This window comes from Burkholderia sp. Ac-20349, assembly GCF_017104865.1.
In the GTDB taxonomy this organism is placed as follows: domain Bacteria; phylum Pseudomonadota; class Gammaproteobacteria; order Burkholderiales; family Burkholderiaceae; genus Burkholderia; species Burkholderia aenigmatica.
Genome location: NZ_JAAGPM010000044.1, coordinates 20,065 through 30,005 on the forward strand (window position 1 = coordinate 20,065; position 9,941 = coordinate 30,005).

8 protein-coding genes are annotated in these 9,941 nt (G+C 62.1%); 3 read left to right on the forward strand and 5 right to left on the reverse strand.

Going from position 1 to position 9,941, the window contains the following annotated elements:
* Positions 1–9 precede the first annotated feature (9 nt).
* Complete coding sequence (locus G3N61_RS16530; protein WP_205823051.1) at positions 10–1,194, reverse strand: hypothetical protein; 1,185 nt, start codon at positions 1,192–1,194, stop codon at positions 10–12.
* A gap of 805 nt (positions 1,195–1,999) precedes the next feature.
* Between G3N61_RS16530 and G3N61_RS16535 the strand changes: the two genes are divergently transcribed.
* From G3N61_RS16535 to G3N61_RS40275, 3 genes are all read left to right on the forward strand, one after another.
* Entirely contained in the window at positions 2,000–3,109 is a 1,110-nt protein-coding gene (locus tag G3N61_RS16535) for a hypothetical protein (RefSeq protein ID WP_205823053.1), read from the forward strand.
* A gap of 141 nt (positions 3,110–3,250) precedes the next feature.
* Positions 3,251–3,466 carry a hypothetical protein gene (locus G3N61_RS16540; protein ID WP_205823055.1) on the forward strand — a complete coding sequence of 72 codons (216 nt, stop codon included), beginning with the start codon at positions 3,251–3,253 and terminating at the stop codon, positions 3,464–3,466.
* A complete protein-coding gene (locus G3N61_RS40275; protein WP_205823057.1) occupies positions 3,453–4,418 on the forward strand; it encodes a site-specific integrase in 966 nt (321 codons plus the stop codon). Before G3N61_RS16540 ends, G3N61_RS40275 begins: the two co-directional genes overlap by 14 nt.
* Before the next feature lie 200 nt (positions 4,419–4,618).
* Here G3N61_RS40275 and G3N61_RS16550 read toward each other — a convergent pair.
* From G3N61_RS16550 to G3N61_RS16565, 4 genes are all read right to left on the reverse strand, one after another.
* Positions 4,619–5,739, reverse strand: a protein-coding gene (locus tag G3N61_RS16550; RefSeq protein ID WP_205823059.1) for an IS3 family transposase whose coding sequence is annotated in 2 segments (ribosomal slippage) — positions 4,619–5,481 and positions 5,481–5,739 — 1,122 coding nt in all. Because the reading frame shifts where the segments join, the coding sequence is not laid out codon by codon here.
* A gap of 312 nt (positions 5,740–6,051) precedes the next feature.
* The gene (locus G3N61_RS16555; protein ID WP_205823061.1) at positions 6,052–7,632 is read right to left on the reverse strand and encodes a serine/threonine-protein kinase; all 1,581 of its coding nucleotides are present in this window, start codon (positions 7,630–7,632) and stop codon (positions 6,052–6,054) included.
* 2 nt (positions 7,633–7,634) lie between these two features.
* Positions 7,635–8,249 carry a hypothetical protein gene (locus G3N61_RS16560; protein WP_205823063.1) on the reverse strand — a complete coding sequence of 205 codons (615 nt, stop codon included), beginning with the start codon at positions 8,247–8,249 and terminating at the stop codon, positions 7,635–7,637.
* The gene (locus G3N61_RS16565) at positions 8,246–9,940 is read right to left on the reverse strand and encodes an ATP-binding protein (protein WP_205823064.1); all 1,695 of its coding nucleotides are present in this window, start codon (positions 9,938–9,940) and stop codon (positions 8,246–8,248) included. The genes G3N61_RS16560 and G3N61_RS16565 overlap by 4 nt, the downstream gene beginning before the upstream one ends.
* Position 9,941: the final 1 nt, after the last annotated feature.

Sequence of the window (9,941 nt, forward strand, 5' to 3'; positions counted from 1 at the left end):
CGGTCGCGATTACCGCGACATCAGCGAAGTGGCCCACGCGTCAAGCGGCTCGACGTACTGCCCGATGCGTTGTCCCGCCTTCCCGTATGAGTTGGAGGTATAACCCCAGTCTGCGGGGAGCACGAGATTGCCGTGGCTGAACACGATCACCGGGCCACCGTCGCGTCGGATCCTGGCTGTTGCGCTAAATGGCGTGCCCCGCCGCGTGCGAAGCGCGACCGTCGCGTCAGGTTGCCGCGACAGAGCGGCATGCGCATCCTCGAAACTGATGTGTACGCGGATGGCTCGCCGGTTTCCGTGCGTTGGTACGATAGCCACACGGGTCGAGGGCACCAAACGGTTGCCACGGTTCATTGTGGGCGAATCGATTTGGTAACCCAGCATGAAAAGCGCTGCCTCGATGTGCCGCAGGCCATAGCGACCGCGGCACCATCTCGCCTCGGCCTGATCACGCGCGGCCCGAATGATCCAATTTGCCCGAATATTCAGTTCCGCCCAGCGGCGACTTCCCGCACGTGAGAGCCGGCCGAATTCCAACCCATCGCCAGAGGGATCCCGCAGGACCGGAGGCCGGCCAGGCCACGGCCGTTGCTCGCCCCACCGAAACGCGAGAACTTCCGGTACACCATTCACGGCGAGCTCCGGATGGCGATTCAGAAACTGCCGCACGAGCAAACACAGGGCTGCGCCGACCCGGCCATCGAGCATGATGCTGTAGTCGGCGGCTTGACTGAAAAACTTCGTGAACCCGGAGTTCATCTTGGCCCCCTCGAAGGCAGCGAGATCCGGAGAGTCTGAATTCAGGGCGGCGACTCCATCGAGAAACAGCGCGGTGAGCTGTTCGCCTTGGTCACGAGCCCACTTGTCGTACGCACTCACGTTACCCATGCCCCAACGCACGATCGGGGTCAAGCGAGCACGCAGCATGTCCGCCGTCAGGGTCTCGGGGCGTCGAAGCGCATCGCGTAAGGCGCGGCGAAGCGGACGCAGCTCCCGCGTAGTCGTCACAAGGTTCTGCTTCCGCCACGAATATCCCCGGAAGTGCTGCTCGAGCGTCTTGTCCGGTACAGCCCCAAACGTGGCCTCGACGCCCGGCCCAATCCCGTCGACGACAAGTTCCCCCGTCAGCATCCGAGCCACGTAGCGCACAAATGCAGCGACGATTATGTCGTGCAGGTAAGCATTCTTGTTCATAGATTGCCTCGGCGCATTGATCGCAATCCTCTCACTAGCGGCCATGTGAGCTGCCTTGGCGCTCCAGCTCACGCGATATCCGCGCCCCACTCGTAAATGACTGGATGGGACGGATGACGCGACGAATATGGCTCTCCTGCAGGTCGGGTTTCCCGAGCCCGACTATCACCCGGCTGCCAGGTTCTTCGCGAGCCTGCCAGTCGCTTCGCCGAGCCCCGTTCGGTGCACCGCCATGTCGCAGCAATCAATCGAACGAGGCACGATTGACATCGAGCCACTCGATCCGCACGGTCGCGTGATCGTCACGGACGTCCGAGGGATGTCGTCTACCGTGTCCGACGCTTACGGCTCTCGTAGCACCCAAGCAACCATGACGAAGAATCCGCACGCACGACCGGCGAACATCACAACCAGGCCACGCCACGACAAACCGTTCGGGCACTTCGAGAAGTCGACAGACACTTCGTCAATTGGGCCGATGGGGGACCGCGCATGATCCCTCGAAATGATGTAGACGATTCTACATTGACGTCCGCCCGGCCACCCAATTGGCCACCACCGCAAAAATAATCCAAGAGCCCGCAAACGGTTTTACATGTAGCACATGCGTCGGGTTTCATGCTGCCGCCGTGGCTGAAGACGTTCCTTGTCGGCGCACGCGGCGTCGAGGAGCCATGATGCACCGATCAGCACTTGCATCCTCCATTGCATTGATGGCCGCCGATACGGCAGATGCGCCTGCGCAAAGCTTTACATTGAAGACATTAGGACTACGATTTATTTATATCCAAACAGGTTTTATCCCTTGCCCAGCGCCATGAACCGCGTGCCATCCTCGCATCCCGCATGGTCTGCCATCCTCGAACAAATGGCATCAACGCCATTCGACGTCGGCGCCCTTCGCCCGCCGGAGATCAGCGACCGGTGGATGCTCGCGTCCAACCTGCAGAAGGCGATCCGCCTGGGCCTGACGGAGGTGGCGCTGGCAACGATGGCGAAGTTGCTTCAGGTCGACGAACCGTATCTTTGGCGGCGGCTTCCCGTGGTCGCCTATGAGGATGTAGGCCCCGGAAGCTTTGAGCGGTGCCTCGAGGTGCTGCGGCTGTTCCGCCGCACAGCGCTCCACCGACGACTTGGCAGTGCATGCGTCGCCGGCTACCTCGTCCGCCGGCTCTGCGATGCCCCCAAGAGCCGGGCGCTCTGCGACGCCATCGCGGCGCTCGAGTTCTCGCCCGAGCTGTCGAGACTCGAGCAACAGGTATCGGTGCTTGACGACGCACAGTTGCTTGAGGCCATCGCGGCGCCCACCGCCGACGTGGTCCATCGCGTGGCCTGCTTGCGGCAGATTTGCGGGTACCGTCGTTTCTGTGGCGGCGCCTGGCACACGGTCGCCGGAACGCGTCGCGACCTGATGGGGGCGGTCTGCGATCGGATGCAGCTCTCCCCAAATGAGCACGCGTTGTACATCTGCGGCAACGGCGTGACCGACTCGTTGAATATCCCCGTGCCCGTCATTGCCGAGCTCGTGCGCGCACAGCGCCCGGTGCTTCGCGCGATCGCGACCGGCTTCGAGGGGCGGCACGGCATCCTGTATGCGGCGCTGGACCGACATACGCGGGTGGGCAAGCGCTGCTTTGCCGTGCTGCTCGCCGAGTCAGCCGCGTTGCGCCGCTTCTTCCGCGACCACCCCGGCACCGATCCGGTCGCCGTCCTCGGCTGCGCCGCGTTCGTCAGCGAAGGCGCCCGGCTCGACCGCGAGCTGATGTTCGACGGCCGCGAGGCATTGCGTCGACGATTCGAGCAGGCGTTCTTTGCCAGCGCCGGCCTGCGACCGGACGCCGCCGCCGAGCTGATCGCGTTGTTGCTCGACGCGAGGGAAGCGCTGAACGCGCTGCGGGCGCAGGCGCTGGCATGACCCGGCTCATCGCTCGCGTTTTACTAGCGATAACACCCACTTATCGCTACCTAACCAGGGCGCCAGTACAACGCCAGTCACGTCCCAGAACGCCAGGCCGCCGGCCCACCCCGCCAGCCCAACCATGAAAGGAGCGAGAGAATGGAGCACCGCATCGAGGTTGAATCGACCAGCCGCTGGGACGACGTCCAGTACGAGACGGTGATCCCGAAGTGCCTGTCATGTGCCCACTGGCATGCGGATACCCTAACGTGCGCGTCGTACCCGCAAGGCGTGCCGCGAGAGATCCTGCTGAATGTCGTGACCCATATCCTGTACCGCCGCGCAGAAAAGGGACCCTCACGTGGAACTCGCTGAACTCCTGCCATGCGGCCGGTATCCTGCAGCACCCGCGGCTCTGGGCAAAGAATGGCCCGCCGACACTCTGCCGGGCACCGTTGGCTCCTATGTCGCCGCTGCCATCTCCGACAATACCCGAAGAGCGTACAGGGGCGACCTCACGGATTTCCTCCACTGGGGCGGCACCATCCCCTGCACGCCAACGGTCCTCGCCGCGTACCTCGTGGACCGCGCACCGACCCTCTCCCCGCATACGATCGCCCGCAGGCTCGCCGGCATCAGCCGGGCCCATCTGAGCCAGAGATTCGCCGATCCCGCCCGGAGCGACCTGGTCCGCACCGTGCTGCATGGTATCCGGCGCCAACATGGCGGCCCCCAGCGACAGGCCGCGCCGCTGCTGACAGACGAGCTGCTCACGCTGCTCCCCGTCGGCGCCGACCTCAAGAGCCAGCGGGATCGCGCGCTGCTCCTCACCGGCTTTGCGGCCGCGCTGCGCCGGTCGGAACTGGTGGCACTGGACGTGCGCGACCTCGCCTTTGTCGCGCAAGGCATGGTGCTGACGCTACGCCGAAGCAAGACCGATCAAGCGGGAGTGGGTCGAAAAATCGGCGTGCCATTCGGGCGACCCGGTGCCTGTCCTGTGACGGCCGCAGCCAAATGGATCGAGCACGCCCACCTGCATGAGGGCGCGGTGTTTCGCAGAATCGACAAGCGTGGCGTACTACGCGGCGACCGCCTGACCGCCCAGTCGGTCACGCTCATCGTCAAGGCGCGCGCCCGGGCCGCAGGACTCGATCCGTCCGCCTTGTCCGCACACAGCCTGCGAGCAGGCCTCGTCACCAGTGCCGCGCGGGCCGGCATCACGCCTTACAAGATCCAGCAACAGACCGGGCACCGCTCGCTCGAGATGCTCGCGCGGTACATCCGCGATGCCAGCCTGTTCGACCAGAACGCGGCGAGCGTGCTGTGAGCGGAACGCCCTGCCGCAAGGAAAGCCGTACTGGCGGTTGCAATCAATTGCAATCGCGCGTCGTGTTGAAGCAATTGCGGACGCGATGTCTGGCGCTACAACATCATCGGCGACGTGCACCGTCACGCGGACAAGCTCGCTGCACTGCTGCAGTGACCTGCCCCCTTCAATAGGGCCAATGGGCTTCTAGCAAAGCCCCTTTAAACCAGCTCCTGGAAAGCGGCAGGAGCATCCGCGGTTGCCCGATGTTTCGCCGCAAACTCTGATGGCGAAAGGTAGCTTAATGAACTGTGCGGCCTTTGCTCGTTGTAGTCCTGACGCCATGCCGCGATGACGGCCCGAGCGTGGGCGAGCGTCGTGCACCAGTGCTCGTTAAGGCATTCGTCGCGGAACTTGCCGTTGAACGATTCAATGTACGCATTCTGCGTTGGCTTGCCCGCCTGAATCAACTTCAGAGTGACGCCGTTCGCATACGCCCACTGATCAAGCGCGCGGCTCGTAAATTCGGGTCCCTGGTCTGTTCGCACCGCCTTGGGATAGCCACGGAAGCGAGCTGCGCGGTCCAATGCCCGAGCGACATACAAGCCTGAGATGCCATGGTCGACGACGATGTCGACAGCCTCTTTCGTGAAGTCGTCGACGACGGTCAGGCACTTCACGCGCCGGCCGTTGGAAAGCGCATCCATCACGAAATCGATTGACCACACCTCGTTGGGAGCGCCCGGCAATGCCAGTTGCTCGCGCTCAATCATTACGCCGTGGCGCTTGCGACGGCGCCGCACAGCCAGCCCTGCCTCACGGTACAGACGATAGATACGCTTGTGATTGGCGTGCGTGCCTTCGCGCTCCACCAGGGCATGCAATCGCCGGTAGCCGAATCGACGACGTTCGTGCGCCAACTCCACCAGACGCGCCGCTGGCACCTCATTCTCGTGGTCCGGCTTCGCGTCATAATGCAGCACGCTGCGAGAAAGCCCGACAAGCCGGCAGGCGCGGCGCTCAGAGATGTTGACCCTCTCCCGAATCGCCGACACTGCTTCGCGTTTGGCTTGCGGGCTCAGGACTTTCCCTTGACCACGACCTTCAACGCTTCCATATCGAGCATTGCTTCGGCCAGCAGTTTCTTCAGCCGGGCATTCTCCACCTCGAGGTCCTTGAGCCGGCGGGCTTCCGAGACTTCCATGCCGCCAAACTTCGCACGCCAGGTGTAGAACGACGCATCACTGAACCCGTGCTTCCTGCACAGTTCCTTGACCGGCATACCAGCCTCGGCTTCCTTTAGAAACCCGATGATTTGCTGTTCCGTAAAGCGCTTCTTCATGTTCGTCTTCTTCTCCGAAAACGAACTTTACTAGACTCCGGCTGGCGCTGTTTGCAGGGGGCAGGTCAACGGAGCCCGTGAGTAGGGCCCTGAGTTGGTGATCTCCATGTGTTGATGCCACGCACCGGCACACGCATCCCGACCAAACCGTCGGCAGGAACGAATCGTTCCACCTGCATGTTTTGTACCGACGTATCCGTAGCCGCCCTGCAATCAATTGCAGCAGACTACACTGCCATCATGAAGCGAGCCAGCATGGCCTCGAAATCAAGACCTTGATCTGTGAGATCCAGCGGGTGCCTTGAATGAGACTCACGCGGTCGGGTTCGTGAACTCGCGGACGCGACCGGCGTACGAGCCCTGCACGTCGGCGTCCATCACCCGCTCGAAGTACTCCCTCGCGCGCCGTCGGTCACCGACCATGTAGTAGTACTTCCCGAGCTCGAAGAGGCTGAAGAGGTCGAAGGCATCAAGCGTGAGAGCCTGGTTGTAGAAGCTAAGCGCAAGCCGATCGCTCCCGTTGAGGGCATGTGCCCAACCAAGCTTGGAGTAGACCACCACGGCGTCGGGCCGCTCCGCACGGACACTCTCCAATAGTTCGATGGCACGACTGTAGTCACCGTCGAGTCCGGCGGCGACTGCCAGCCGGAACCTGGAGTACGGTCTGTCGACCGCGTGCACGAGGCGCTCGTAGATCCCCACCGCCTCGCCGTAGCGCTGCAGATAGATGTAAAGCTGACCGAGACGCTCGAACACCTCACGACGCTGATGCGCGTCAATCGAATACCCTCGATCGAATGCCGCGAGTAGTTGCTCGTAGACCTCGGCAGCCCTTCGATGGTAGCCGAGTCGCACGCAAATGCCACCTAGCATGCGGAGGTACTGCGGATGCCCATTACTTCGGTCTACCGCAGCCTCGGCCGCCTCAAGGGCACCCTGCGCATCACTCTCCGCAAGGCGCTGTTTGGCCAATTCGAGATAATGAAGAGGACTTGACGGCGGGGGCCGGAACCCGAGCTGGCTCGGTTCCGAACGAGCGGGCATGGCTGCGATATTGGCCTCCGCCTGGAGCCTCTCGAGACACCCTAGTACCGCCGCACGCATCGATCGGCAGTTGGGGAACCTGCCCTCTGGGCGCGGCGACATGGCGCGGAGAATCAGCTCTTCGAGGTCCGCCGGCACGTCGCGGTTAATCTCGCGGGGCTTGGCGATCTGGACGCCCGTCAGCAACTGGTGCGGGCTCGAGTAGGGCAGTCGCCCAGTGGCCATTTCGTAGAGCAGGACACCAATCGAGTAGATGTCGCTAACGTCGCGGGCACGCCTTCCTTCGAGCGCCACCTCCGGCGCCATGTACGCTTCGGTGCCATGACGCTGGGTCCAGACCCACACATCTTCGAGTCGACGACTCGAGCCAAAGTCTGTGATCTTTGCCGCCCCCGATGCCTTGTCGACCAGGATGTTCTGGGGCTTCAGGTCGTTGTGTGAGACGTTCGCTGCGTGAACCGCAGCGAGTCCGTCGAGGATTTGAAGGGTCCACTCAAGCATCTGTTCAAACGTCAACGGAGCCCGCGTGCTTACGCTGTCCAAGACCTTTGCTAGGTCGTACCCATCGACGAACTCCATCTCGATCACGAAGAGCTCGCCGATTTTGTGGAAGCCGTGGACGCGGACGATGTTCGGATGTTGGATGTCTTTGACGATTTCAGACTCTTTGCGAAGTACCTCCTCGCCCTTCTCCTGATCCTTCGGAATCTTGATCGCAACCGTGGCACCATCCTTCAGTCTCCGCGCCTGCCACACTTCGCCGAAGCTTCCTTTGCCGAGCTCGGCGAGCAAGCGAAACCGATCGCCCAACTCCTCGCCAGGCTTACCGCGAAACAGGATCAGGGACATAACTACGCTCTCCCCAAGGCGAGCCGTTCGTTGCGCTCGTCACGCAAGTACTCGCCGAACACGAGACGTTCTGAATCCGCTGCAGGACGCAGCACGCACTTTACGATCATTAGCGGGGTATGCGCAGGCGGAACCTCCTTGCCCCTGCGGCGAAAGCCATCGCGATAGGTTGCAACGATGGCGTCCATGCTTCGCGGCGCGGAGCCGCTGCGCACCCAGTACGCGAGCACGCAAAGTTTCAAGCTCGGCGTCGACGTGGAGGCGATGGCGAGGTTCTCGACCTTGCTGCGAAGTTTGCTCTCATCGCCACGCTCAAACCGCTCGAACTCGAAGGCGAGCGACGCGTTGCCGCCCACCTTCTCGAACCAAACTGAATCTGCACGGATATCGCCCAGGTTGTGGTCTCGAGCCCACCAAATCGGACATTCCGCAACGGCCGAGTAGTCGAGTGACTGCCCGACGCCGACCAGGAATGTCAGGAAGTGTGAATGCACTGTGGGACCAATGTCGGGAATTCCCGTCGCCAGCAGCATCGGAAAGTGCCGCCCCATCAGGTTGCGATTAGTAAGCCCAGCGAACACTTGGTCGGCCAAGGAAACCCGCGGGCTGACGCTCATCCGCCGGACCTCCCCCAGCGTTCACATACGCGCGGTGATTCACCACCGTGGATCAGTGCCTTGGTACCCACCTTCACAACGAGCGGTGCGATGATCGCCCGCCCACAGATCAAGGCCTCGCCAGTCGACAGCGTCGGGAGCTCAGCCAAGTCCGCGGCGGAAAAGTAGTCGGAAGTTTTCTGGATGAATCTCTGATCGTCTGGATTCTTGATGCGCATGGCAACGATGGTGTTGCACTGACTCGTGACGTCGGAGTCGAGCTTGCTAGGGCGCTGGCTAACGATCGCGAACCCCACGCCGAACTTCCGGCCCTCGGCAGCGATGCGCTTGATGATGTTCTTTGAGATTGCGGGCTCGCCGGCGGGCGCGAAGTTGTGCCCCTCCTCGTAGACGATGAACACGGGACGCGTCGGTCGCTCTTTGTCAGCCGCCGCCTTCATGAGCTCGCTCGAGATCAGCGCGACGATGACCTGCCGCGCCGTGTTCGAGAGCCCCTGGAGGTCGACGATACAAAGACGACCAGCGTCCACGCTGTCGTCCCCGACCATCTCGTACACATCAAAGGGTTCTCCAACAGCCCGCGAGTAGAAGCTCTGCGCCTCATTGATCATCCGTCTCAAACGTACGGCCGCGATGTTCGCACTTCCACCCTTAAGCGCGTTCGCCTCGCCTTGGCTGCCGGCTTCGCTAACCCATTCCTTCAAACGGTCGAGATCGTCGAGCACCGCGAAGAGTTCCTGGATGTCGCGGGGTTCATCAATGTTCTCTTTCCAATATCGGAGTGCGACATCGAGCACGCGTTGCTGAGGCTCGGTCAGCCCCGGAAGCACACCCGAGAACTCGTCCACGTCAAAGTGGTCCAGTTGGAGCGCGAGTCGCTTGTTCTTGCCGGCATACTTTTCATCGAAGCTGCGAAGCTGCGGCGTGTATACCTTAATCCCGCCTCCGCGGGACTGCAGCTGTTGAAGGACGTCCTGAATTTCGGCGAGCTTCTGCCGGTCTCGCGGATCCTCCACCTTGTCGAGTCGGTCGTTAAAGTTGAGTTTTCCGCCTCGGAGCGCCTTACCGTACTCGCCGTGGGGATCGAACACGACAACTGAGGCGTTGAGCTGAGACACGAGCCGCTCGATCACCCGCCCGACCGTGTAGCTCTTTCCCGAACCCGTCATCGCGAGCACGGCCAAATGCTCAGTCACGAGCGTGTTCGCGTCGAGGAAGACGGGGACGATGTTCTCGCCCTTTTCGTACCCGACCAAGTTCCCGAGATGGATGCTCGTGTCCTCCGAAAATTCATAAAAGCTTGTGAGGAACGCGTAGTCGACACCGTACACCTTCGTTCCGGGGGTCAGGGGGCGTCTCGGAATCCGGATCTCGCCAGTAAATGGATCTTTGTAACCAACCAGCTCGAGGGTGGCATAGACCGTCTCGCCCGAGACCCTCGATTGCGGGAGAAGCTCCACTTCGCTGATCCCCTCACCGAGCGCGGGACTGAACAGGATGTTGGAGCGCGAGAGGCCCACGATGCGCCCCAGCACGTCCAACATTGATTCCGACTCGCGTTCTTGGTGAGCCACGCGGACGAACTCGCCACGCCGCGCGGAGAAGCTGGTGCGAAGCGCGACCGTGAGTTTGTCAGGCTCCCCCGTGTTGCCAACCAATTTGCCAATGTAGTTGTCGTCGTCTCTGAGCATG

Bases quoted from the DNA above. Each gene is read 5' to 3' on its own strand.
- G3N61_RS16530 (WP_205823051.1), bottom strand. From the start codon at position 1,194: ATGAACAAGAATGCTTACCTGCACGACATAATCGTCGCTGCATTTGTG.
- G3N61_RS16540 (WP_205823055.1), top strand. From the start codon at position 3,251: ATGGAGCACCGCATCGAGGTTGAATCGACCAGCCGCTGGGACGACGTC.
- G3N61_RS16555 (WP_205823061.1), bottom strand. From the start codon at position 7,632: ATGTCCCTGATCCTGTTTCGCGGTAAGCCTGGCGAGGAGTTGGGCGAT.
- G3N61_RS16560 (WP_205823063.1), bottom strand. From the start codon at position 8,249: ATGAGCGTCAGCCCGCGGGTTTCCTTGGCCGACCAAGTGTTCGCTGGG.
- G3N61_RS16565 (WP_205823064.1), bottom strand. From the start codon at position 9,940: ATGCTCAGAGACGACGACAACTACATTGGCAAATTGGTTGGCAACACG.